Consider the following 25,216-nt stretch of genomic DNA (forward strand, 5'->3'; position numbering starts at 1 on the left):
AACCGGCTCCAACGCTGCGCGAGATGAAAGCTTCGCGTTTCCGCCGGTTGCTCACACCGCGCCACTTGGCGTATTCAAAACCGCCGAGGCTCTAATCGCCGCCGGATGAAAATTCAGTGGCAGGTCACGGCTGTCGCGGAGAAAGTATAGCTGGATCGGACGGAATTGGTTCTCGCATCGTCATCATCTCAATCATGCCGTGAATATAAGCCATATGCACCCGAGATGAGTCTCGAAAGCTGATGTGGTTTATTCTGCAGCATGCGCCTTCATTTGGTGCCTGAACCAGTCGAGCGTCATGGCGACACCCTGTTCGTAGCTGACCTTGCACGACCACTCGGGCATGACGTAATTCGCATTGGTCAGGTCCGGCCGCCTATTGGTCGGGTCCTGCGGCGGTGGCGGCTCGAAGACGATCGGCACGCCGCCGACCAGCTTCGAGATATATTGCGCGACTTCGAGAACCGAGATCTCGCGATCGTTGCCGACGTTCAAAGGTCCCTTATAGTCGGTTTCATTGATCCAGAAATAGCGTGCGAAACCATCGACGACGTCATCGACGTAGCCCCAGCTGCGCGACTGCTTGCCATCACCGAATACGGTAATCGGCTGGCCCGCCAGCGCCTGGGTGATGAAGTTGGAGACGGCGCGGCCGTCATCGGGCCGGGTGCGGGGACCGTAAATGTTGAAGGGACGCACGACCTTGAGGTCGAGCCCCTGGGTGCGCTGCATTTCAAACAGCAGCGATTCCGTGCACCTCTTGCTCTCGTCGTAGGATGAGCGCGGTCCGGTGCAGTCCACTTGGCCCCTATAGGATTCCGGCTGCGGCGACACCAGCGGGTCGCCATAGACTTCTGAGGTCGAGGTGAAGCCGAAACGTCCGCCCTTCTTCAAAAGCTCCAGCAGCCGGAATGCCCCCAGAAGATTGGCGGAAATCGTCCTCTTCGGTTCTTTCATATACCATGGCGGCGATGCCGGGGAGGCAAGATGGTAGATTTCATCGAATTTTTCAGAACTGCGCAGCGTCTCTACGTCCGACTTCACGAAGTGAAAGCGGGGATCGCTGATGTGGGCGATATTGTCGAAAAGTCCGGTCCAGAGATTGTCAACAACAACCAGCTTTTGGACGTCGGTTCTAAGTAAAATCCGGTCGCACAAATGCGATCCGATAAATCCAGCTCCACCAGAAATCAATACGCTTTTCATTGCATCGCGCCTTGTGACTTTTAGAAGGTGAGTGTTTATTAGCATCACCTTTAAGGCGTGGCAATTAATTAGAAATATTCTAGAGAATCTCCCTTATTAATCTTAATTGTTAACGCGCGTTACTTAAAGTGGTATCGCCGGATTCGGCATCGGACCAATTGCGGCACGGGAGACCCGTCGACCCGGACGCATTTTATATCATGAGGATGCTGGCTGGCGCATCGGGCTAAAGTCTGACTCGATCTTCGGCAGCACAGTTTCAAGTGTTGGGAGAGCTAATGGATGTCACGCGGAGGTGTGCAGCTCACACCCGCTGCAATCGCGGCCGGTCACGGCGGCGATGCGGGCATTCTCGGGTTGGATCGGTGCGCAGCCGAGCGTTGTATCGTCATCGGAGCGCCCACGCGTGTGGGCGCTCCGAGCCGCGTCATTTATGGAATGCCAAGGTTACTTCTGAATGCAGGTGTCCACAGTGTCCTTGGTGCATTCGTCAAGGCCGGTAAACACCGGATCCTCGACCTTCTTACCGGCTATCATGTCCATCATCACGGTTGGCGCCTTGTAGCCCATTTCGAACGGCCGCTGGCCGACGAGCGCGGTGACAAGGCCTTCCTTGGCGATCGCCACTTCGTCGCCGATCGTGTCGGCGGCGCCGATGACGAATTCGTTCTTGCCGATCTTGTCTGCCATCGGCTTGAACAGGTCGCGGTAGGGCTGCGGTGCGCCAAACAGCGGCCAGCCGCCCATGATGCCGAAGGCATCGAGGTCGGTATTGGCGGCGAGGATGTCAGTCATCGCCTGCACGCCCTTGGCGCCATCGTCATTGGTGAACACAGGGCAGCCGGCAACCTCGGTCCAGCCGCCTTCACCTTTCAGCGCCGCCAGCCCCTTCTGGCCGCTCAACGTATCGCGCATGCCCTGGGCGCGGCGCAGAATGTTATCGGCGCCGGGATTGCCTTCGATGGTGCAGATCTTGCCGCCCTTCGGCTTGGCCTTCTTGATGTACTCCCCGATCTTTGCACCCATCAGGTAGTTGTCGGTGCCGAGATAGGTCTTGCGCAGAGCCGCGTCGTCAGCGGCAAGATCGGCATCGAGCGTCATGACGGGAACGCTCGGATTGGCTGTCTTCAACGTCTGGGCGATCAGCTTGGCGTTCGACGGCGAGATAGCGATGGCGGCGGTATCAGCTTTACCAAGCATATCCTGGACGATCTGCGCTTCGCCGGCTTCATCGGAGGTCGATGCCGGGCCGGTGTAGAAGCATTCGTATTCGGCGGATGCGTTTTCCTTATTCCACTTCTGGCAACCCTGGTTGATCGCCTCGAAGAACGGGTTGTCGAGGCCTTTGACGACGATAACCAGCTGCTTCTTGGCGGCTAGGGCCTGTCCGGCCGTCAGCGCCAGGACTGCGGCTGTAAGCAATAATGCCTTCCTCATAGCTTCCTCCCATTGAAAAAGACGGGCGCTTCTGCACCCGCCGCGTGATCAACCTGGATACCAGACGACCCGAGGCTCCTCCTTCGAGCGCTGGTAGTCCCAAGCCGAATTGATAAGCTTTTCCAGATCGTAGGCCGGGTTCCAGTCCAGCAGATATCTGGCCTTGCTGTTGTCCATCCAGTTCGAGTGAAACTGGCTTTCGATATTGACCGAGCCAAGCCTGCGCGTGCGGGAGAGATAAGCGGCAACCTCGCCATAATCGACGGGACGATCCATGGCGATGTTGAAGAGCTCCCCCTTGGCGCGCGGATTGTCGATTGCCGCGAGGATCGCCGAGACGAGATCGTCGACATGGACGAAATTGCGTTTCAGCGGCCGGCCGTCGGCATCGCGCAGCAGCGGCACTGTGCCATCGCGGAAATAACGCTCGGCATCGGCTGCCGGCACCAGCGTCTTCCAGTCCGGCCCGCCGAAGACATCGTCGCCGAAGGACAGCGTGTACTTGAAATCGTCCTTCTCCATGATCCACGGCGCCCGCAGGCAGCAGGTGTTGATGCCGTACTGGATGGCGAATTGCTCGAGCATCACTTCTTCCAGCACCTTGGACAGCGCGTAGCAGCCGGGATAGGCGCGATGCGGCGTCTTTTCGGTCAATGGCCCGTCATGGCGATAGAAGAAATGCCCGATGCCGGCATCGCCGCCGATCAGGATGAATTGCTCCGCCGTGGGGCTGGCGCGAAACGCCTCGAGCAGCCAGAACAGACCCTTGACGGTGATATCCATCACGTCGGCGGGGATTTCCTTGCAGGTGGCGAGATGCACGACATGGGTGACGCCGTCCATCGCCGCCGCCACGACATCGCTGTCGGCGATCGAGCCCTTCACGACACTGACGCGGTCGGTTTCCTCGAGCACGCGATTATGACAAAGCGCGCGAATGCGTGCTTTGGAAAATTGCGGCTCGTCAAGCAGCCCAGTAATGAAGCGCCGCCCGACCTTGCCCGTAGCCCCGGTGACAAGGATCAGCATACTTCTCTCCCCAGTAACAGCTAATATCCCCGCGTTTCCGGCGTCAATCTGTATTTGTCGTACAAAATAGATTTTTGTGATGAGAGGCTGATTTAGCGGACATTTGATTGACGATTCCTGGCGCTTTTGCATTAATGCACATAATCGCTTTTCCGGGAGGAGATCGGCCAAGCGAGATCGCAGGCGTCTGACTGGCAACCGGGTATTGGCACCGGCGGCGAAGGCAGGCCTGCAGGTTCCGGGGAGGGTAGTCGGCTGGTCGCGGTTCTCGAGCTCACCAATATTTCCAAACATTTCGGCGCCATCCAGGCGGTCAACGACGTGTCCTTCGCGCTCGAAGCCGGTCAGGTCGTCGGCCTGATGGGCGATAACGGCGCCGGCAAAAGCACGCTGGTCAAGATGATCGCCGGCAATTTTCGGCCGAGCGAGGGCACGATGCGGCTGGAGGGCCGGGAGATCGTCATGCACCGCCCGGTCGAGGCGCGTCAGCACGGCATCGAGATCGTCCATCAGGATCTGGCGCTCTGCAACAATCTGACGGCGGCCGCCAATGTCTTCCTCGGCCGCGAGCTCCGGCGCGGCATCGGTCCCCTGAAGGTTCTCGATTACAAGACGATGTACCGGCGCGCCGGCGAGATCTTCAGGGAATTGAAATCGGAAACCCGACCGCGCGACCTCGTCAAGCAGATGTCGGGTGGCCAGCGGCAGGCGGTGGCGATCGGGCGCACCATGCTGTCGGAGGCCAAGATCGTGCTGATGGACGAGCCGACGGCGGCCATTTCGGTCCGCCAGGTGGCCGAAGTCCTTAATCTGATCCGCGAGCTGCGCGACCGCGGCATTGCGGTCGTGCTGATCAGCCATCGCATGCCCGATGTTTTCACCGTTGCCGACCGGGTGATCGTCATGCGCCGCGGCCGGAAGGTCGCCGACAAGGCGATTGCCGCGAGTTCGCCTGAGGAAGTGACGGGTCTTATAACGGGCGCCATCGAACAGGTGTGATCGATACTGCTTAATCCCGGGGAAGAAATTCCTGCCGGAAGAAATATCCCCTAGGGGAGCATGCCCCTATCTGGAGTGAGAGGTCGAAGATGGCAGTGACACTGGACCAGACGATTGCACAGAAGCAGCGCAGCCGGCTTGCGGAGTTTGTCGGCGGCCAGACATTCTGGGTGCTGATCGCCGTCATCCTGGCCTGTCTCTTCCTATCCTTTGCCACCGATTCCTTTGCGACGACGAAGAACCTCTATAACATCACCCGCAACGTCACCTTCGTCGCCATCATCGCGCTCGGCATGACGCTTGTTATCATCACAGGCGGCATCGACCTGTCGGTGGGTTCGGTGCTCTGCCTCTGCAGCATGGTGTTGGCGGTCACCATGAACGCCGGCTACTCCATCGAAGTCGGCATAACGGCGGCGATCGCCACGGCGCTTGTGGTCGGGGGCTTCAACGGCGTGTTGATCGCCTACCTCAATTTTCCGCCCTTCGTGGTGACGCTCGGCATGCTGTCGATTGCGCGCAGCTTAGCAATGGTCGCCTCGAACAACACTGTCGTCTACCAATTCGGCCCCGACCATGACAAACTGTTGGCGCTCGGCGGCGGCGCCTGGTTTTTCGGGATCGCCAACCCGGTTCTCTACATGGTGGTTCTGGCGCTGCTGACCGGCTTCGTGCTGCGCTGGACCCGCTTCGGCCGCTATATCTTCGCCATCGGCGGCAATGAACACGCGGCAACGCTCACCGGCGTTCCCGTGCGCCGCATCAAGGTCGCCGTCTATATGATCTCGGCCTTGTCGGCCGGCATTGCCGGCATCGTCCAGACCGGCTGGCTCGGCGCCGTCACCACCAATATCGGCGCCGGCATGGAATTGCAGGTGATCGCCGCCGCCGTCATCGGCGGCGCCAACCTCGCCGGCGGCATCGGCACCGCCTTTGGCGCCCTGGTCGGCGCGGCGCTGATCGAAGTGATTCGCAACAGCCTCGGCCTGCTCGGCATCAACGCCTTCTGGCAGGGGACGTTTATCGGCGGGGCGATCGTGCTGGCGGTACTGTTCGACCGGATACGCAATTTGCGGCAGAGCGAGTAGGGTTGGGAGGGATCCGCGGCACCTGACGGGTGTGATCCGGACCTGTTGAGGCATCGATCCCTCTGCCTGGGCCTCATGGATCCGTGAAGACAGCAATATACCCGCCTTTGGCAGAGTATTAACGATCGGTCGGTCCCCCGGCGGTCAGGTCGTAAGCTCGCCTTCTCTGTCCATCGGAACCCGGTTCCCAACCTCCCATACATTGGCAATCCGCTCCGTTAGTTACTGTAACATACGTCCCCAAAGGCAGGGCGGTATGCAATTCTCAGCATGACAGGACCAGCATCACAATGCCGGCGATGACATGCGGGGAGGAAGTAAGATGCTACAGCCCGTCCAAGGCGGCTCTGCGGACACGCAGCCGCCGAACAGGAGGAAGATCGAGCTTGTCACCTTCTTCGCACTTGCTTTCGGCATCTGGCCGGTGATCGCCGTCGGCGTCGTTGGCAGCTACGGCTTCGCCGTCTGGATGTGGCAAATCGTCTTCGGACCTCCGGGTCCTCCTGGTCATTGAGGCGCGCCATGCAGACAAAGGCGCTGTCTCGCCGACAACTGCTCCTCGGCCGTCCCGACCCGGCATCCGAGCCGGACGCGTCAACATCCGTGCCTCACACGGCCATGGTGACGGAAGCCTGCCTGTCCAAGCGGGGTGTTGCCTGCCGGTCGTGCGACGAAAGCTGTCCCGAGAATGCAATCCGATTCCGGCCGCGGATCGGCGGGCCGTTTCTTCCCGAGATCGACGAAAAACTCTGCACCGGATGCGACGCCTGCCTTGCAGTCTGTCCGGTCGGCGCAATCGCGACCCGGGCAAATGGACTGGAGGGTCGCAATGCCTGAAACTCCATCGCTCTATCATATATCGAGCGCGGTCGTCGCGACGCTGCCTACCGCGACGCTTAGCGTTCTCAGCCAGCTTGCGGTGATGAAAAACGTTGAAGTCCACGGCCATGGCGGCGGCAAGATTGTCATCGTCATCGAAGGGACAAGCACAGGCATGATGGGCGAATGCCTGTCGCGCATATCGCTGTTCGATGGGGTCATCTCCGCGAATATGGTTTTCGAACACATCGAAACGGAGGGGGCGTAGATGACCGGTGAACTGACCCGTCGTGACATCCTGAAGGCGCACGCGGCAGCGATAGCCGCGGCGACCGCGGGCATTGCGCTTCCCGCGGCCGCGCAGCAGGTGCCCGGCGGTATCGACGCGCTTGAGATAAAGTGGTCGAAAGCGCCCTGCAGGTTTTGTGGGACCGGCTGTGGCGTCATGGTCGGGGTCAAGCAGGGCCAGGTCGTCGCCACGCACGGCGACATGCAGGCCGAAGTGAACCGGGGCCTGAACTGCATCAAGGGCTACTTTCTTTCGAAGATCATGTACGGCGAGGACCGGTTGAAGACGCCGCTGCTCCGCAAGCAGAACGGCGTCTACGCCAAGGAGGGCGAGTTCGAGCCGGTGAGCTGGGATGAGGCCTTCGATGTGATGGCGGCGCAGTGCAAACGCGTATTGAAGGAAAAGGGGCCGACCGCCGTCGGAATGTTCGGTTCCGGCCAGTGGACGATCTTCGAAGGCTACGCCGCGACGAAATTGATGCGCGCCGGCTTTCGGTCGAACAACCTCGATCCAAACGCCCGCCACTGTATGGCGTCTGCCGCCGTCGCCTTCATGCGAACCTTCGGCATGGACGAGCCGATGGGATGCTACGACGATTTCGAGAATGCTGACGCCTTTGTGCTTTGGGGTTCCAACATGGCGGAAATGCATCCGATCTTGTGGACGCGGGTCGCCGATCGTCGCCTCGGCCAACCGCATGTCCGGGTCGCGGTGTTGTCCACCTTCACCCATCGCAGCATGGATCTGGCCGACATACCAATCGTCTTCAAGCCCGGCACGGACCTGGTGATCCTGAACTATATCGCCAACCACATCATTCAAACCGGGCGGGTCAACGAGGCATTCGTTGAGAAGCATACCAAATTTGCCCGCGCCGCAACCGATATCGGCTACGGCCTGCGCCCCGATGATCCGATCGAGGTCAAGGCCGCAAACTCGGCCGATCCGGGCAAGACCGAGCCGATGGATTTCGAGGCTTTCAAGGACTTCGTCTCGGACTACACGCTGAAAAAGACGGCTGCGATGACCGGCGTCGATCCGGAGTTTCTTGAGCAGTTGGCCGAGCTTTATGCCGATCCTACCCGGAAAGTCATGTCGCTCTGGACCATGGGTTTCAACCAGCACGTCAGAGGCGTCTGGGCCAATCAGATGGTCTACAACCTCCATCTTCTCACCGGCAAGATCTCGGAGCCGGGCAACAGTCCGTTTTCCCTGACCGGTCAGCCTTCCGCCTGCGGTACGGCGCGCGAGGTCGGAACCTTTGCCCATCGCCTGCCTGCCGACATGGTCGTGACCAATCCCGAGCATCGCAAACATGCCGAGGAGATCTGGCGTGTGCCTCACGGCCTGATCCCGGAAAAACCCGGCTACCATGCGGTGCAGCAGGACCGGATGCTGAAGGATGGCAAGCTCAATTTCTACTGGGTGCAGGTCAACAACAACGTCCAGGCGGCGCCGAATACCAGCAACGAGACCTATAACGGCTACCGCAATCCTGAAAACTTCATCGTCGTCTCGGACGCCTATCCGACGATCACCGCGATGAGCGCCGACCTGATTTTGCCCGCCGCCATGTGGGTGGAAAAGGAAGGCGCTTACGGCAACGCCGAACGCCGGACGCATGTGTGGCACCAGCTTGTACAGGCTTCGGGCGAGGCTCGCTCCGACCTCTGGCAGATGATGGAGTTCTCGAAGCGCTTCACCACCGACGAGGTTTGGCCGCCGGAGCTGCTGGACGCCAATCCGGCCTATCGCGGCAAGACGCTGTTCGACGTGTTGTTTCGCAACGGCGAGGTTGACCGGTACCCCGTCGAGGAAATCAGTGCCGACTACGACAATAACGAGGCAAAGGCCTTCGGCTTCTATGTCCAAAAGGGGCTTTTCGAAGAGTACGCGGCATTCGGACGCGGGCATGGCCACGATCTGGCGCCCTACGACGTCTATCACGAGGTTCGAGGCCTGCGCTGGCCCGTCGTCAACGGGCAGGAAACCAAATGGCGATACCGCGAAGGATATGATCCCTATGTGAAATCCGGCGAGGGTTTGAATTTCTACGGCCAGGCGGACGGCAAGGCCGTCATCCTGGCAGCACCCTACGAGCCTCCCGCAGAATCGCCCGACGACGAATTCGATGTCTGGCTGGTGACGGGACGGGTGCTTGAACATTGGCATTCCGGTTCGATGACAATGCGGGTTCCCGAACTCTACAAGGCGTTCCCCGGTGCGCGCTGTTTCATGAACGCCGACGACGCGCGAAAACGTGGCATCAACCAGGGGGCCGAAGTCCGCATCATCTCGCGGCGCGGTGAAATCCGCACCCGGATCGACACCCGCGGCAGGAACCGGATGCCATCCGGCGTCATCTTCGTCCCGTGGTTCGACGCCAGTCAATTGATCAACAAGGTCACGCTCGACGCCACCGATCCCATCTCGAAACAGACGGATTTCAAGAAATGCGCGGTCAAGATTCTCCCCGTCGTCGGTTAAGGCGACCCGAATGGACAGCCATCGCAGCGGGTTTGCTGGTGTTCGTCACGACGGCATCGATCGCCCAGGTCGTCACCCAGAATGTGCCCCAGCTTCAAGGACCGCCGGAGGCGATGCAGTCCGAGCCCGCCGCCGTCCTCCCGCGATGGGTGGTCGATGACCGCCGCCAGATGCGTGCCTATCCCGACCAGCCGCCTATCATCCCGCATTCGATCGAGGGCTATGAGCTTTCGGTCAACGCCAACCGGTGCCTCTCCTGTCACAAGCGGGAATTCACCCAGGACTCCGGCGCTCCGATGATCAGCGTGACCCACTACATGACGCGGGACGGCCAGATGATCGCGGATGTCTCGCCCCGGCGCTATTTCTGCACGGCCTGCCACGTTCCACAGGCTGATATCAAACCGCTGGTGCCAAGTATGTTCAAGGATATGAGCGAACTTGGCTTCAAGCCGGCGGGAAGCGAGTGACGACGATGATCGCTTGGGTGAAACGCCTCATTCTCTGGGCATGGTCTGTCTTGACGACGCCGGCAGCGACGATCGGACTGGGCGTGCTGACGCTCGGCGGCTTTATTGGCGGCGTCATGTTCTGGGGTGCATTCAACACCGCTCTGGAGCTGACCAACACGGAGAATTTCTGCGTGTCGTGCCACGAGATGAAAGACAATCCGTATGAGGAGTTGACCCGGACAATCCATTTCTCCAACCGCTCGGGCGTGCGCGCCAGTTGTCCGGATTGCCATGTTCCTCATGACTGGACGGACAAGATTGCCCGCAAGATGCAGGCTTCGAAGGAAGTGTGGGGCAAAATCTTTGGCACCATCGACACTCGGCCGGAATTTCTTGAGCACCGCCTCGGTCTGGCGCAGAACGAATGGGCCCGGATGAAGGCCAATGACAGCCTCGAGTGCCGCAACTGCCATTCGGCAGTCGCAATGGACCTGCAGAAACAGACGCCGAGAGCCGCGGCGATCCACACGCAATATCTGCTTCCGGGCAAGGCGACTTGCATCGACTGCCATAAGGGCATTGCGCACGAGCTGCCCAACATGCAGGGAATTGATCCCGGCTGGAAGATGCCGAAGGAGCTCGAGGGGACGCAGACGTCGATCGGCAACCCCATCGACGACCTCAGGCGCGCAATGGCGGAAATCCATACGCAACAGTTCTGAAGAGGCTTCTGGAGGCGGCGCTGGCGCGCTGGCCATGTCCTCAGGGGTGCTGATCCTCATAGCCCTTCAACTCAGGGCATCCCCTGATGTTGCCGAAGCCGATCTCCCGCCGGTCGCCTGATTGATCCAGACCTCTGAGCACGATGACATTGTCATCCTGCTGTATAATCTGGCTGCGATAGATGCCTGCCCGGAGCGCCAGGTTTTTTGCCTGGCTTATGTTGCATTGTCCGGGCGGTGGCGTGACGTGCCAGTATGTCGTGCCCTGGCCATCCGACTGCCATCCGCCGGAGGCGGCAAATCCCGACACGCTGGATAGCAGCAGGGAACACGATAAGATCAAGCTGCCTGGAACCAGTTTCATGTAACCTCCGTCAGCCGTCGGCGTTTCAGGGCTCGCCACGGTCTGCTTGCCCCGGTTGCGATGAATAACCGAGTTTGCCTTATTGTCACGACAGTAGATAAGCCGCGCTAACACGGTGCTAACGCGGTGGCAGGACCTGATTTCAATCATCCAGGTGCAAAGTGGCAGCCATGCGAGCACTTATTCAGCGGGACGGTCGACCGAGCATTGGCTCAATGCTCAGGGAGTGCGGCCGTCCGGAAGTCCAGCGCGTTTCAAATCCACGGCGGCTTGGCTGAGTACCGACGGATCCCGGAAATGCCAGGCCTGCAGCCACGACCCGATTGTCGCATCCGGGGCTGATTTCAGCATCCGCTCGACGGCCGCTTGCGCTTCTGTTTGTCGGCCGAGACGCTCATAGGCAATGGCGAGCTGGAGCGGAGCGTCGGCAAATTCCGTTGTTTTGAGCACCTCGACGGCATCTTCGTTTCGACCCATCACGATAAAGATGAAACCTCTGACGTAGTTGAAGAACCAGGCCAAGCCGGGATCGCGGGCGGCTGCGGTATCGGTCAGTTCCAGGGCTTTCTCGGGCTCGCCTGCCTGCAGGAAGATACTGCCCGCATCAGTGAGCGTGAAGGCATTGTATGGCGCAGCGGCAATGGCCTTGTTCATCTCCGCGACAGCGGCGTCATGGTCCGGCTTGAGCGTCAAAAGCCAGGCACGCAGCCAGTGTGCCAATCGCCCCACCTGCGGGCTGAGGTTCTTGTTCGAGAGAACCTCGTCGGCCAGTCGGCCCGCTTCCTGAAGATCAGCTTGCGGGTCGGAGCTGTAGAGTAGCCCAACTTTCAACCAATGGGACCATCCCAGCTCCACTGTCAGCAAGGGGGAGCCGGGGAACACCTGCAGCCCCTGTTGCGCGATCTCGCCGGATTGCTCGACACCTTCCTTGGTGAAGAGGTTCAATTGGCTTTCGGCGCGCAGGTAATAGTCATATTCCGCGAGGTTTGTGCTGTCCTTGCCCCAGGCGTGACTGTAATCAGCCCTGCGGATGGCTCCCCATTCGCCTGTCATCGCACCGACAATCTTGCCGGTCAGCTCGTCCTGCAGCGCCCATGGATCCGTCCCGGATTTGTCGAAACGGTCTGCCCAGACATGCTCGCCCGTTCCTGCGTCGATCAGTTCCGCAACGATGCGGACCCTTTCACCTTCCTTGCGCACGCTCCCTTCGACGACATAGCCGACGCTGAGTTCCTTGCCGATTTGGCGGACATCGCCCTCCTTGTCCTCGTAAGCGAAGGACGAGGTTCGCGAGACGACCGCAATATCGGAAAAACGGGAAAGGATGGCGATGACGTCATTTGCGATGCCTTCTCCCAGGTATCCAAGGTTCCTTTCGGCACTCAGGTCCTTGAACGGCAGCACGGCGACCGCAGGCATTGCACCGGATGTCGCGGGAGAGGTGGCTGTCAGCGGATAATATTGCGTTACAGCTGCGGCGGTCACTGCCGTCACGAGGCCGGCGGAGAGTGCGACGGCCCACCAGTGACGGGCGATGCCTCGCCGACGTGAATACCGCGGGAGCGGCGAGCCGTCGATGGAGATATAATAGACGTCGACAGGTTCTTCGATGTTCTTGACCTTCCGAAGGCCGCCGGGCTCAAAGCCAAATGCAAGCTTTTTCCCGACTTCCCTGGCGACCTTGCCTGAAACGCAAATTCCACCCTCGGGTGCGAGCTGCTCCAGCCTGGCGGCGACATTCACGCCTTCGCCATAACGGTCGTCGCCGTCAATGATCACTTCGCCGAGGTTTATGCCGATGCGGACGTTGAGCCTCTCCTGCTCGGAAACAGAGGCGTTGCGATCCGCCATCCCACGCTGAAGCGACACGGCACATTCGACGGCATCGACGACACTTCCGAACTCAGCGAGCAAGCCGTCGCCCATCAGCTTGAAGATCCGCCCATGATGCCCTGCAATTTCAGGCTCAAAAAGCTCAGTGCGCCGCGCTTGAAGACGGTCGAATGTTCCGGCCTCGTCCTTCTCCATCAGTGTGGAGTAACCGACCACGTCAGCGGCGAGGATGGCGGATAATTTGCGCTCCATGCCCTGGTCCCCCAACAGGAATTCCGCACCGAGCATGGTACATGATTTTGCAGCACGTTTCACTCAAGGCTGCGCTTCGACGATTCGAGGATGGGCCTACCGTGTTTTGCCGAATGCTGCCCGAGGGCCGGGCGCGGCGCTCGGCTTCTGACAGGCGCAGCGCATCAAGCCAACGATTGAGGTCAGCCCTCCGGGGGCGCCACAAACCGATTGGCGTCGAACCGATCCGCCGCGGCGACCGGAATGATCTCTTTTCCTGATGTCGCGACATTCGCCTGGCGATGAACCATGCGCGGGGAAATGCGCGGCGCGCTCAATTCCATCGCCTCACTGGGAGAATGCAGCGCCCATTTCATCAGCGCCGCCTCGGACGTCGATCCGAGGAAATTTGCTTCTTCCCAGGAAGCGGTCATGGGTAGGGTGGCAATCATACCGGCGCCCGACCTGGAAACCTCCCCTGCAACAATGCGGGGATGGAAGCGGGCGTGGCTCGGCAAGGCAGACGCCGGTCTCTCCGGAAGCGTGACAATTGGGCCGATCGACGCAGTCTCCAGTTCCTCGTCCACATCAGCGTCGTGCGCAAGGGCAGGCGGGCGCATCGCCGGTATCGGGATCTGCAAAGAGGAAACATCCGGAACGGAGCGCTTGTCATCCGGCTCGGCCGCGCCGGTTTGCAGCGCGAACGCATTCAATGCCCGGCTTTTCGGTGTCGGCAGAAGCGCCGTCACGAGGTTGCCGTCTTTGCTGCCGCCACTCGGCCTGGTCGACACCACCACCTCGTCGTCTTCTCCCGCGGTGCTGGCAATCTGGATCGCGGTGGGGCTGACGCGTTTCCTGTGGTTCGCAATCGCCTGATTGTATCCCGGCAGCGGCCGGCCATCCGCCGGGAGATGCATCGTCTGCCCATTCGGGAATATTCGCGCGAGTTCCTGCCGGGACATGCGAGGCCAGGCCCTGACATTGCCGACGTCGAGATGCACGAAGGGCGATCCGGAGGTCGGATAATATCCGACACCGCCGACCTGGATCTGCATGGCAAGCGCCCGCAGCGTCGAAAGCTTCACGCCGGGAACGTAGAAATCCATCGCCTTACCCAGCATGTGCTGGCTCTTCTTGGCGACGCCCGTGCTGCGCGAGCGGTTGCGGAGCATGTTGTTGGTGGTGGGAGATCGATAGGCGGAGACGATGTGGATGTGGTCCTTGGCGCCGCTGCGCTTGTACACCTCCCAGACCAGGTCGAGCAGCCGGGGATCCATCCGGGTCGGCTCGTTCCTTCGCCAGTCGCGCAGAAACCGGTTGATCTGGGCAAGGCCCTTGGCATCGAACTTACCGTCGCGCTTATAGGTAATCGTCGCCTTCTCGCCCGTATGGGTAAAAAACAGCTTCAGGGCGCGATCCTCAGCCGAGGCAAATGATGCAGAACCGAAAAGTGCCGGCAGAGCCAACAGAGCCGGCAGAATGGTCTGCGCTGCGAAGCGTTCCGCACGCGACAGGAGCGTGGCAATTCCGCCCGACAAACCTTGCAGTGAATACCTCAACGCCAACAATCCCGTCCCACACCAAACACTCGACGACGGGCGGGAACTCCGCATCCATCAGGCTCAGTAAAGCCAGCTTGTGGTCAACAAATTCCTAACGAGGGGATGCGGGACGCTCGGCGAGTTGAGAATGCGGGCTACCCAACCTCGTGGCGGCGTTCGCCCTGCATGGGCAAGACCTACACGAACCTCTGCCCACGATCATTGGCATTGCCAGGTTGGTGCTGTTCCCGTTCAGTGTTGCGAGCTACATGGTTACTCCTTCGTGGCGGTGATCGCCGCCCAGAAGGTTCAGCCAGGCCCGCGCCAGTTTTTCTGCGCCTGTGCCCCCGATATGGCAATCGTCGTAGCGGTCTTCTCCATCGAGTAACGCGTCAGAATTTGCGCCTTCTCGGATACCGTGGCCACTTTTTTGCAGGGCCAGTTGCGCCCGCACGATCGCATTGTCTGGGATATGCGCCTTGAAGCCGCCGTTGCTCGGTTCGAGGCATTTCGATGCGATCGAAATGTAAACGGGTGCTACGACGCCGTGCTGACGCAATGTGTCAACCATCGACATGAAATGTTCCTGATAGGCCTCCGCGGTGGTGCCCATAACGAGGTCCTTCTCTCCTTGCACCCAGAGGACGCTCGTTATCCGGTAATCGGAATCCTGAAGCTGTTTCACAGTATCGACCAGTACAGGATTGAGGTCACCGCCTGCCGCCCATCGCGCGACCTCAGATCCGGAATATGCGAGGGGTGCGAGGATGACGCTGTCATTTTGGCCCGATGCGATCAATTTGTTCCCAAGAAGCGTCCAGTACTCTCCCTTGGTATCGGTCGATCCAAGAAGTGGCGACGCCGCGATGAAGCACCGTTTGTCGAAGGCGTTTACAACGCGACCGCCATATTTTGACCGGTGCCTTTGTCCACCGTCGTTGGCCGCGTTCGATTGGCCAAGAATGAGCAAGACAGCAGTTCGATCCGTTTGAGTGGGGCAGGACACAGGCGTTTTTGATTCATCCCCGATCAGCCGTTCCTTGTCGTCGAAAGTATAGCGGCTTGGCGCCGGCGCCTTCTCTCCACCAACCATTTTCCTCAGCGCGGAAAGTTGCGGCCAAGGAACGATCTCATGTTTCGCGCTGATGCCGCCGAAAAAGTACATGGCGATGAAGGCGGCCAGGCCGACTGCTGTCGTTTTGCGCATGTCGTTACCTACATCATCCGATGACATGGAGGCTATCGGACCGATCAAGGCTGCTCCAGCCATGACGGTTCCTTTGCGCCAGCCACATCTGCTTGTTCGGGCATGACCTTTAAAAAAGGAATTCGACGCGAAGATCGCGCCCCAATCGACGGTTATTTGGCGTGGAGTTGCTGGAAACTCGCTCTAAACTATAGTCCGAACCAGTGATTGCAATCATCCGGTTGGGTGAGCGATCGTGCCTGCCATGCAGCACGCAGTTCCATGTCGAAAACTCCCGTTGCCCGTCCATGGAAAGGCGATCACAGATTGGGGCGGCGAGGACAACGTGGGTGCGGAGCACCGGTTACGTTCATACCCGCAAATCCAGTGCTAAGCTTTTGATTTGGCGCGAAGAGAGAGAAGCGATGACTGGCCTCCCACGGGGGCGACGTTCAAGTTCAAAGAGTGTGTCGGCAACCCCGACTGGGTTCCGCTGCCGCGGTATTGCCGGCTCAGCCTAAATGAGAGCCACGACAATCGTACTCCCGTTCGATAATGCGAAGGTGCTATTTCCTCAATCGCAATGAGGACCAACTCATCGAGACGATGGGCTATGCGGGAAGTCCGGACTTGAACACCAGGTTCACCGTCGTTCCCGGCGCCAGGCCGCTTAATTTGACGGAGAAGCGGAAGACCTGGGACCAGCGTTCGGCTGAGAACTCGCAGTTCGTTCGGATTGCCTGGCGTGTGGCAGTACCAGGAAATCGAGGAGACCGCTGCCCCGCAGGTCGGCGGCTCTCCTTTCCAGAATGTCACCAAGCAAGGTCGTCAGAAATTCTGCTGTCAGATGGCCCCAGGCTGTCATGAACGGAACACCCCCGCTGCTGGTGAGGCATTTCTCTTTGTCGTAGTCGCAGTGAAGCTTGATGATATCGACGTAGTTGACTGCAAGATCAAATGGGAAAAATGGCAGCTGCGCTATAGGCTCGCAGACATTGGACTATCAAAGGCGCTGGCTGAACTCAGGCGCTTTTCTCGCGAAATGAAAGCCACTCAGGAGGCCAGCCGCCAACTTAAATGTGGAAATGCTAAAACTTTGGGGCGCGAGGCCTCAGCGGCTGTGGCCCATTGCGGACACGCCAGGAGGCGTAACGCTGCGCAGCAATTGGAATGGCTTTGGCTCCTCCACTTCAGGATTACGCGAGAAGCCAGGCGGCTTACGTGCCGCCTGGTGACGAAAATCAGGCGCTATTCCACCGTAAACGTTCCGGCCCCCTTGGAGTATTTCTTTCCTCCAAGCGAATTGATCGTCGCGCATTTTTCCTTATCGAACTTCTCGCACATCTTGTTGCCTTTGATGCTCCATGTGCCCTGGTAGGTGGCCTTGTCTCCGTCGACTGTCGCTTCGATCGTTCCGTCTGGTTTATAAGTTGTGACGCCCGATTGCGTCTTTGACTTCCAGTGGATTGGGTGGCCTACCAACTCGCTTTTCAACTGCTCCCCCGTCAAGGTTGCGGCATATGCAGCAGATGCGAAGGTTAGCATAATGAGGCCAGAAACCGTGATCGCTTTCATCGTTCACTCCCTTCTTCTTAACCCACGTCTGCCGCCTATTTATACCCCCTCACGGTCGCTCTCACCAGCGATCGGAGCCATGTCGACCATCTCCCAAAGGCGTAGCACGGTCTTACGCTTTCGATCTCCGCCAGCCGACCGCCCAAGCTTCAAATTCCGAGCAGAACCACCCTTCTCCATGCTGGGGATCTTCGTTTGTGCGTAGCTATCGCTGCCCCGGCACGTGGAAGATGCGTCCGCCTGTTTCGATGCTAATATTGCCCTTGATCTTGCACGATCGTCCGGAGCCGCCACTAGCATTCCATGAAGCTAGTAAGTCGCTGACGGTCAGGCCGCCGGCTGCACCAAATGCGAGCGCTTGAACAGCGCCGCGTGCGTGGGTTTCGGCGAAGAAAGCCGCGTTGCTTTTAGGCGACGACCCATGAAGGATTCGGCGTTGTCAACTTTTAGAGCAGGGGTAATTTGGGGCGAGGGCCACGCAGGCACGTGCTCCGAATGAACCATAGAGCGGCCGGTTGACCTCCGTCAGTTCGCATTTATGGTGCTACAGTCCGCGAACCGCAGGTGCGAGTTCGCACTTATGTGGTTACAAAGAGTTGATTTGTATGGCGCACCCGACAGGATTCGAACCTGTGACCTTTGGAATCGGAATCCAACACTCTATCCAGCTGAGCTACGGGTGCATGCCTGAGGCGGTTTGAATCGCCTGTCCGATGGGTGGTTCTTAGCCTAGCTTGCGGCCGGCTTCAATCGCGAAATTCTCAGAAATACCGATGCTTGCGATTTGCAGGTGTTTTTATTCGCCAGCTGCGGAAAGGGAGATAAAAACTCCGCCGGCCTTGCGGGCGGCGGAGCGAATTGTCGGGGCAGGGCGCCTGCTCAGATCTGCATGGCGCCGGGGCCGGGGATGGCTTTCGGCGGCACCTTGCCGAGGATGATCATGCCCAGGACTTCGTCCTTGGTCACATCTTCGGTGCGGGCGTGGCCCACCAGCTGGCCGTTCTTCATCACCGAGACGCGGTCGGCGAGGTCGAAGACGTCGTGGATGTCGTGGCTGATGAGGAAGATGCCGATGCCTTCCTTCTTCAGCTGCTTGATCAGCTCGCCCACCTGCGCCGTTTCCTGGGGGCCGAGTGCCGCCGTCGGCTCATCCATGATCAGGATGCGGGCGTTGAAGAGGATGGCGCGGGCAATCGCCACGGATTGCCGCTGGCCGCCCGAAAGCGCCTTCACCGGCTCTTTGAAGCGCTTGAAGTTGGGGTTGAGCCGCCCCATCACTTCGCGCGCCGAGGCTTCCATCGCCACGTCGTCGAGCGTGCCCCAACGGGTCTTCAGCTCGCGGCCGAGATAGAGGTTGGCGGCGGCGTCGACATTGTCGGCAACGGCGAGCGTCTGGTAGATCGTCTCGATGCCGTATTTCTTGGCATCGCGCGGATTGCGGATATCGGCCGGCTCGCCATTGATCAGGATATCGCCGCTGTCGCGCTTGTAGGCGCCGGAGAGGATCTTGATCAGCGTCGATTTGCCGGCGCCGTTGTGGCCGAGAAGAGCCACCACTTCGCCGGGGTAGAGATCGACCGAGGCATTGTCCACGGCATGGATGCCGCCGAAGGAGATCGAGATGTTTTTCAGTTCCACGAGGGGAGTGCGTTGATCAGCCATGTTTAGGGCTCCTCTCACTTGGCACGGGAGCGATAGACGGTGTCGAGCCAGACCGCCACGACGAGGACGGTGCCGACGACGACGCTCTGCAGCGGTGTGTCGACATGCGCGAGAACCATGCCGGATTGCAGCGATTGCATGACGAGCGCGCCGAGCATGGCGCCGGCAATCGTGCCGGTGCCGCCCGCCAGCGACGTTCCGCCGATCACGGCGGCGGCGATGGTGTAAAGCTCGTCGAGCGTGCCCTGCGAGTTGGTCGCGGCGTTGAGGCGGGCGGTGGAAATCGCGGCTGCAATCGCCGCCAGAATGCCCATCAGCGCGAAGATGCGCACCGTGACCCAGCGGGTCTTGATGCCGGCGAGTTCGGCTGCCTCGGGGTTGCCGCCGATTGCGAAGACATAGCGGCCGAAGCGCAGCCTTGTGGCGATGAAGGTCATGATGATGCCGACGACGATGGCGATCAGCACCGGCACGGCGATGCCGTAGGGGATATCCAGGCCGGTTTCGGGCCAGGGAATGTTGTTGGTCTCGGCATATTTCTTGGCGATATTGATCGGCCAGTAATAGCTGTTGGCGATCCAGACCGCGCCGAGGATCAGCACGCAGCTGAGGGTGGCGAGGAAATATTCCGCCCAGATCGGCCGGCGCGGGAATCCGAAGCGGCGGCGCTGCCGGCGCGAGCCGATAATGCTGGCAACGACGAAGAGGCAGGCGGCGATGCCGACAACCCAGCTCCAGGTGGCGCCGATCGAGCCCTCTGCGCCGCCGCCCATGATGCGGAAAGTCTGGTCCATCGGCGCAACCGTCTGGCCGCTGGTCACGAGCCAGGTCGCGCCGCGCCAGACGAGCAGGCCGCCGAGGGTGACGATGAAGGAGGGCACGTTCAGGAAGGCGATGATGATGCCCTGGAAGGCGCCGATCAGGCAGCCTGCCGCAACGCCGACCAGCAGCGTGATCGCCCAGGTGAAGGGGCTGTCGAAGCCGATATACTCAGGCAGGATCTTGGCCTGGGTCACGCCCATGATCATGCCGCAGAGGCCAAGCACAGAACCGACCGAAAGGTCGATGTTGCGGGTGACGATGATCAGCACCATGCCGGTGGTCATGACGGCGATGTCGGTCGTCTGGACCGAAAGGTTCCAGAGATTGCGCGGGGTCAGGAACAGGCCGCCGGTGATGATGTGGAAACCGATCCAGATGATAACAAGCGCGCCGATCATGCCGAGCAGGCGCGTGTCGATCTCGGTCGCCCGGAAGAAGCGGGTCACCGGGCTGGCTTCCGCCGCTCGCGGTCCGCTTGATGTCGTTGATTTTACCATTTCGGCCATGGGTTTGCCGTTCCCCCATTATGTTTGGACGGCTGCGCCGGCGGGCTAGAGGCTGCCAACGGCGTCATCGTCTGTTCTTCAACTGACCATCGCGATGCTTCCGGAAACCGTGGCGTGGCGTCGCGACACCCTTCCGGCAGGGAATGAAAGTCCGCGATGGTGCGGCGAGGCGGAGAAACCTTCATCGTTGGAGGTCTCATCCGCATCCGGCGCCGCAACGGTGTCTCCGCTGCGGCGCCGGCATTTCGTTCGAAGCTTGCTTACTTGCAGGCAGCGACAGCGCCGGCCTTGACACCCTGGCAGGCTTCAGCCTTGGAAATCCAGCCGGCGTCGATGACGACGTTGAGGTTTTCCTTGGTGATTGCCTGCGGCTTCAAGAAGACAGACTGCATTTCGACGCCCTTCGGGCCGCCCTTGAAGGTCTGGGCGCCGTCGATCTTGCTCATGTCCTTGCCGCCGGCGAGGTCGAGAGCGATTTCGGCAGCGCGTGTGCCGAGTTCGCGGCTGTCCTTCCAGACGGAAACCGTCTGCGTGCCGAGAGCGATGCGGTTCAGCGCTGCCTTGTCGCCGTCCTGGCCGGAAACCGGAACGGAGCCGGCAAGACCCTGGGCGTCGAGTGCTGCGATCGCGCCGCCGGCGGTGCCGTCGTTCGAAGCAACAACGGCGTCAACCTTGTTGTTGTTGGCGGTCAGGAACTGCTCCATGTTGCGCTGAGCATTTTCAGGCAGCCAGCCGTCCGTATAGGCTTCGCCGACATTCTTGATCTTGCCGGCGTCGATCGCGGCCTTCAGCACTTCCTGCTGGCCCGAGAACAGGAAGTCGGCATTCGGGTCTGAGGATGAGCCCTTGATGAAGACGTAATTGCCTTCCGGCTTGGCCTTGAAGACGCCTTCGGCCTGCAGACGGCCGACTTCCTTGTTGTCGAAGGTGATGTAGAAGGCAGCCGGGTTTTCGATCAGGCGGTCATAGCCGACAACCGGGATGCCTTCAGCAGCGGCCTTTTCGATCGCCGGGCCGATGGCGTCGGAATCCTGGGCGAGAATGATCAGTGCGTTGGCGCCCTGCGAGATCAGCGATTCGACGTCGGTCAGCTGCTTTGCGGCTGAAGACTGCGCGTCAGCGGAAATGTACTTGGCGCCCTTGGCTTCGAGAGCCTTCTTGATCGCAGCTTCGTCGGTCTTCCAGCGTTCTTCCTGGAAATTCGACCAGGAAACGCCGACGACGAGATCGGCAGCCATGGCAACGGTATGCAAGGAAACGAGAATGGCCGCCCCGGCCATCAGCTTCAAAATAGACTTCATAATATCCTCCCGAGTGAGTTGCGACCGGCCCAGCCCATGCTTCCTCCGGCCACCGCGAAAAGCTGTCCAGAAAAATTCGGATTATTTTCTCGACAGTCGAGAAATTAAGTGTCAGAGATTTTTTCGGCTGTCAACACTGTACTGCCGGCTTAATTTCCCTTGCGGAACGGCGGCCGGAGATGCAGTGAGAACCGAGGGCGGAGCAAGCAGGGGAGAGGGCGGCATTCATGCTGACCAAGTCGAGCACGGAGCTGGTCCGGCAGCGAAACAGCGTGCTCGTGCTGTCCGTGCTGCGCCGCCACGGCGCGCTCGCCCATACCGAAATAGCCGATTCCACCGGGCTTTCCTCGGCCACCATCTCGGCAATCACAGCCGATCTGGAACGCGCCCAGATCATCGAGAAATCCGAGCAGCAGGCGGCCAGCGGCCGCGGCCGGCCGCGCGTGCTTTTGCGGCAGCGGCGCGATTGCGGCTATCTCATCGTCGTCATCATCTCCTCGGATGCGGTGCAATATTCGCTTGTGGATTATGCCGGCAAGCTGATCGACCGTTTCAGCGAGGAGCGCTCGCACGATCCGGCAGGGGCCGCCCGTTTCATTGCAGGCGTGCGCGCCGGGCTTTCGCGCATTCTGGATCGTTCCAGGATTACCCAGGAAAAGGTGCTGCTGATTTCGATCAGCAGCAAGGGGCTGGTCAACTCAACCGAGCCGGTGCTTGTCTGGTCGCCGATCTTCGGCAGCGAGCAGATCGATTTCGAATCAGCACTGCGGCCGGACTGGCAGGCGAAGGTGATCCTCGACAACGAGACGCTGCTGGTCGCCGCCGCCCTCGGCGCGCGTGAGGAGATCGTCAAGGGCGCCGATTTCCGCTCGCTCGCCGCCCTTTCGCTCGGCCACAGCGTCGGGCTGGGCATCGTCCGGCGCGGGAACCAGACCGGCCAGGAGATCTCGGCGCCGAATTTCGGCCACATGCTGCACATGGCGGGTGGCGGCCTCTGCCGCTGCGGCACCCGCGGCTGCATCGAAGCCTATGCCGGCTTCTACGCCATCCTGCGCAGCGCCTTCGAAGTGCCGCTCGATACCATCCCGGCAAAATTCGTCCCCGTCGCCGAACTCGACAAAATCGCCGCCAAGGCTCGCCAAGGCCACCGCATCCCCGCCTTCGCTTTCCGTCAGGCAGGCCTGGCGCTCGGCAACGGCCTGTCGCGCATGCTCAGCCTCACCGAACGCATGCCCATCGCCATTACCGGCCCCGGCACCCGTTATTACGACCTTCTGCGGCAAGGGATCGAAGAGGGTCTCAGCCAGTCGCACATCGTGCGCATGGAAGGCATGCCGGAAATCCGGGTGGTCGCCGACGAACAAATCCTGGTCTTCGAGGGCCATCTGAACCGGGCACTGTCGGTGATTGACCAGGATATTGTGATTTCGGGTGGTCAGAGCGGAGATTAGGGAGAGATCCTGCTGGCGCTTCGGCTGCGGCCGTGGATTGGAATGAGGAAGGTTGAGGGGAGGGGATGGCAGGAGACGCGGACACGGCAGGAGCGCCACTGCATTCGTTTCTGGCCATCCATCGCTGTTCTGCTGCGAAGGTCACCCCACCCTCCGTCCTCCTCGGGCTTGACCCGAGGATCCATGCCGCGGCCGTTCAGGCGCGCTGTCTGCCTTCCAAAGGGAGAAGAGGGTGAGAGAGGTTGCGGCTCGACCCCGGCATATGCCGGTAGTTGGACGAGGGCTGCGCGGCCCCGCCTTCAGCCAGGAGTCGAACGCATCATTCGTTGCGCCAACGGCGAGTTTGGCGCAAACGCAACCCTTACCCTCCGTCATTCCAGGCCTTGAGCCTGGAATCCATGCCACGGCCCTTGGTGGACGCGGCGTGGATCCTCGGGTCAAGCCCGAGGAGGACGGAGGGCGGGGTAGCTTCCGGAGCAAGACAGCGCGGAATATGGACGCACACAAACGCAAAACGGCCGGGCAAACACCAGGCCATTCCACCAATCTCTCAATCGAAAGACAGTCGTCAGCCAACCCTAATCAGCTTGCCTTCCCAAACCGACCGCACCGCCTTTCGACCACGAACCGGGGCGCCTCATGCGCCGCGCCGACGATAAGTTTGGCGCAAACGCAACCCTCACCCTCCGTCATTCCAGGCCTTGAGCCTGGAATCCATGCCACGGCCCTTGGTGGATGCGGCGTGGATCCTCGGGTCAAGCCCGAGGAGGACGGAGGGTGGGGTGGCTTCTGGAGCAAGACAGCGAGGGATGCGGCGCACACAAACACAAAACGGCCGGGCAAACACCCGGCCATCTCGCACCTATCTCGCAATCGAAAGCTGGCCGTCAGCCAACCCTAATCAGCTTGCCTTCCCTAACCGGCTTCACTGCCTTGAACCAGTGAACGCCTTATGCGCCGCGCCGACGGCAAGTTTGGCGCAAACGCACCCTCACTCTCCGTCGTCCTCGGCCTTGAGCCGAGGATCCATGCCACGACTGCCGTGGATCCTCGGGTCAAGCCCGAGGAGGACTGAGGGTGGGATGGCTTCTGGAGCAAGACAGCGAGGAATACGGCCGCACACAAACGCAAAACGGCCGGGCAAACACCCAGCCGTCTCACAAACATCTCTCAAATCAAATGACAGCCGTCACCCAACCTTGATCAGCTTGCCTTCCTTCACCGACTGCACCGCCGCATCGGCGAGCGCCAGCGCGGCCAGGCCATCGGCGCCCGATGGCGAGATCTTCGTGCCCTTTTGGATTGCGGCGATGAAGGCGGCGATTTCGTTGGCGTAGGCTTCGGTGTAGCGGGTCATGAAGAAATCATGCAGCGGTGGGCGGGTGTAGCCGTCGCCGTTTGCGACTTCGATCGAGACCGGCCGCTGGTTTTCCGCCGCGGCCATGCCCTTTGCGCCGTGCACTTCGATGCGCTGGTCGTAGCCGTAGGTGGCGCGGCGGGAATTGGAGATGATCGCCTGCTTGCCAGATTTCGTCTGCAGGATCACCGAGACGCTGTCATAGTCGCCGGCCTCACCGATCGCCTTGTCGACCAGCACGGCGGCGGTGGCCAGCACCGAGACCGGCTCTTCGCCGAGCAGGAAGCGGGCCATGTCGAAATCGTGGATCGTCATGTCGCGGAAGATGCCGCCCGAGCGCTTGATGTAATCCACTGGCGGGGCGCCGGGGTCGCGCGAGGTGATCGTCACCATCTCGACATCGCCGATCTTACCGTCGTCGATGACCTTGCGTACCGCCATGAAATGCGGATCGAAGCGGCGGTTGAAGCCGACCATCAGCTTGCCGCCGGTCTCTTCCACCACCTTCATGCAGGCCTTGACGCGGGCAACGTCGAGATCGATCGGCTTTTCGCAGAAGATCGCCTTGCCGGCGCGGGCGAAGCGCTCGATCAGGTCGGCATGGGTGTCGGTCGGTGTGCAGATGACGACGGCGTCGATATCCTTGGCGGCCTCGATCGCCTCGATCGTGCGGACCTCGCAGCCATAGGCCGAGGCGATGGCGTCGGCCGCCTGCGGAAAGGCGTCGGCGACCGCGACGAGCTTTGCATTGGCGTCGCCGCTGACGGCTTTCGCATGAACCTTGCCGATGCGGCCGGCGCCGAGAAGACCAAATCTCACTGTCATAGCAACCTCCGTTGAATTCGGAATAAACAAACCG

The 25,216-nt window shown here is 60.4% G+C and carries 21 protein-coding genes and 1 tRNA gene; 9 read left to right on the top strand and 13 right to left on the bottom strand.

The genetic code is table 11. From position 1 onward, the window contains the following. Positions 1-249: 249 nt before the first annotated feature. From GR197_RS26970 to GR197_RS26980, 3 genes are all read right to left on the bottom strand, one after another. On the bottom strand, positions 250-1,206 hold the full coding sequence (locus GR197_RS26970; protein ID WP_164015179.1) for an NAD-dependent epimerase/dehydratase family protein: 957 nt from the start codon (positions 1,204-1,206) through the stop codon (positions 250-252). Positions 1,207-1,653: 447 nt separating this feature from the next. Further along, entirely contained in the window at positions 1,654-2,643 is a 990-nt protein-coding gene (locus GR197_RS26975; protein WP_164015181.1) for a substrate-binding domain-containing protein, read from the bottom strand. Positions 2,644-2,691: 48 nt separating this feature from the next. After that, the gene (locus GR197_RS26980; RefSeq protein ID WP_164015183.1) at positions 2,692-3,672 is read right to left on the bottom strand and encodes an NAD-dependent epimerase/dehydratase family protein; all 981 of its coding nucleotides are present in this window, start codon (positions 3,670-3,672) and stop codon (positions 2,692-2,694) included. Between the two features lie 321 nt (positions 3,673-3,993). On the opposite strand from GR197_RS26980, the gene GR197_RS26985 reads away from it, so the two are divergent. The 8 genes from GR197_RS26985 (at position 3,994) to GR197_RS27020 (ending at position 10,528) form a co-directional block, all read left to right on the top strand. Then, positions 3,994-4,671, top strand: coding sequence for an ATP-binding cassette domain-containing protein (locus tag GR197_RS26985; protein ID WP_348643303.1), 678 nt, complete (start codon positions 3,994-3,996; stop codon positions 4,669-4,671). 89 nt (positions 4,672-4,760) lie between these two features. After that, the gene (locus GR197_RS26990) at positions 4,761-5,759 is read left to right on the top strand and encodes an ABC transporter permease (RefSeq protein ID WP_164015185.1); all 999 of its coding nucleotides are present in this window, start codon (positions 4,761-4,763) and stop codon (positions 5,757-5,759) included. Between the two features lie 322 nt (positions 5,760-6,081). Continuing rightward, the gene (gene napE / locus GR197_RS26995) at positions 6,082-6,273 is read left to right on the top strand and encodes a periplasmic nitrate reductase, NapE protein (protein WP_164015187.1); all 192 of its coding nucleotides are present in this window, start codon (positions 6,082-6,084) and stop codon (positions 6,271-6,273) included. 104 nt (positions 6,274-6,377) lie between these two features. Beyond that, positions 6,378-6,596: a 4Fe-4S dicluster domain-containing protein gene (locus tag GR197_RS27000; RefSeq protein WP_246724703.1), complete on the top strand. Its 219-nt coding sequence runs from the start codon at positions 6,378-6,380 to the stop codon at positions 6,594-6,596. Next, positions 6,589-6,846, top strand: a complete 258-nt coding sequence (locus tag GR197_RS27005; RefSeq protein WP_164015191.1) for a chaperone NapD — start codon at positions 6,589-6,591, stop codon at positions 6,844-6,846. The genes GR197_RS27000 and GR197_RS27005 overlap by 8 nt, the downstream gene beginning before the upstream one ends. Further along, entirely contained in the window at positions 6,847-9,354 is a 2,508-nt protein-coding gene (gene napA / locus GR197_RS27010) for a periplasmic nitrate reductase subunit alpha (protein ID WP_164015192.1), read from the top strand. After that, the gene (locus GR197_RS27015; protein ID WP_164015194.1) at positions 9,321-9,824 is read left to right on the top strand and encodes a nitrate reductase cytochrome c-type subunit; all 504 of its coding nucleotides are present in this window, start codon (positions 9,321-9,323) and stop codon (positions 9,822-9,824) included. The genes napA and GR197_RS27015 overlap by 34 nt, the downstream gene beginning before the upstream one ends. Before the next feature lie 8 nt (positions 9,825-9,832). Continuing rightward, on the top strand, positions 9,833-10,528 hold the full coding sequence (locus GR197_RS27020) for a NapC/NirT family cytochrome c (RefSeq protein ID WP_348643304.1): 696 nt from the start codon (positions 9,833-9,835) through the stop codon (positions 10,526-10,528). A gap of 40 nt (positions 10,529-10,568) precedes the next feature. Here GR197_RS27020 and GR197_RS27025 read toward each other — a convergent pair whose 3' ends face one another. From GR197_RS27025 to xylF, 9 genes are all read right to left on the bottom strand, one after another. Beyond that, positions 10,569-10,892 (bottom strand): hypothetical protein, encoded by a 324-nt coding sequence (locus GR197_RS27025; protein WP_164015196.1) that lies wholly within the window; start codon positions 10,890-10,892, stop codon positions 10,569-10,571. Between the two features lie 219 nt (positions 10,893-11,111). Next, positions 11,112-12,977, bottom strand: a complete 1,866-nt coding sequence (locus GR197_RS27030; protein ID WP_164015317.1) for an adenylate/guanylate cyclase domain-containing protein — start codon at positions 12,975-12,977, stop codon at positions 11,112-11,114. A gap of 182 nt (positions 12,978-13,159) precedes the next feature. Then, positions 13,160-14,569, bottom strand: coding sequence for a DUF882 domain-containing protein (locus GR197_RS27035; protein ID WP_164015198.1), 1,410 nt, complete (start codon positions 14,567-14,569; stop codon positions 13,160-13,162). Positions 14,570-14,762: 193 nt separating this feature from the next. Next, positions 14,763-15,704 carry a sialate O-acetylesterase gene (locus GR197_RS27040; RefSeq protein ID WP_164015319.1) on the bottom strand — a complete coding sequence of 314 codons (942 nt, stop codon included), beginning with the start codon at positions 15,702-15,704 and terminating at the stop codon, positions 14,763-14,765. 1,227 nt (positions 15,705-16,931) lie between these two features. After that, on the bottom strand, positions 16,932-17,258 hold the full coding sequence (locus GR197_RS27045; RefSeq protein ID WP_164015200.1) for a hypothetical protein: 327 nt from the start codon (positions 17,256-17,258) through the stop codon (positions 16,932-16,934). Between the two features lie 606 nt (positions 17,259-17,864). Then, a tRNA-Arg gene (locus GR197_RS27050) sits at positions 17,865-17,941 on the bottom strand. A gap of 196 nt (positions 17,942-18,137) precedes the next feature. Then, positions 18,138-18,920 carry an ATP-binding cassette domain-containing protein gene (locus GR197_RS27055; RefSeq protein WP_007630865.1) on the bottom strand — a complete coding sequence of 261 codons (783 nt, stop codon included), beginning with the start codon at positions 18,918-18,920 and terminating at the stop codon, positions 18,138-18,140. 14 nt (positions 18,921-18,934) lie between these two features. Next, the gene (locus tag GR197_RS27060; RefSeq protein WP_164015202.1) at positions 18,935-20,248 is read right to left on the bottom strand and encodes a sugar ABC transporter permease; all 1,314 of its coding nucleotides are present in this window, start codon (positions 20,246-20,248) and stop codon (positions 18,935-18,937) included. A 260-nt stretch (positions 20,249-20,508) separates the two neighbouring features. After that, positions 20,509-21,549, bottom strand: a complete 1,041-nt coding sequence (gene xylF / locus GR197_RS27065) for a D-xylose ABC transporter substrate-binding protein (RefSeq protein WP_164015203.1) — start codon at positions 21,547-21,549, stop codon at positions 20,509-20,511. A 227-nt stretch (positions 21,550-21,776) separates the two neighbouring features. Between xylF and GR197_RS27070 the strand changes: the two genes are divergently transcribed. Next, positions 21,777-23,000 (top strand): ROK family transcriptional regulator, encoded by a 1,224-nt coding sequence (locus GR197_RS27070; protein ID WP_164015205.1) that lies wholly within the window; start codon positions 21,777-21,779, stop codon positions 22,998-23,000. Between the two features lie 1,189 nt (positions 23,001-24,189). Here the strand turns inward: GR197_RS27070 and iolG are convergent. Next, the gene (gene iolG / locus GR197_RS27075; RefSeq protein WP_164015207.1) at positions 24,190-25,182 is read right to left on the bottom strand and encodes an inositol 2-dehydrogenase; all 993 of its coding nucleotides are present in this window, start codon (positions 25,180-25,182) and stop codon (positions 24,190-24,192) included. Positions 25,183-25,216: the final 34 nt, after the last annotated feature.

The organism is Rhizobium phaseoli (assembly GCF_010668805.1).
GTDB classification, from domain to species: domain Bacteria; phylum Pseudomonadota; class Alphaproteobacteria; order Rhizobiales; family Rhizobiaceae; genus Rhizobium; species Rhizobium phaseoli_A.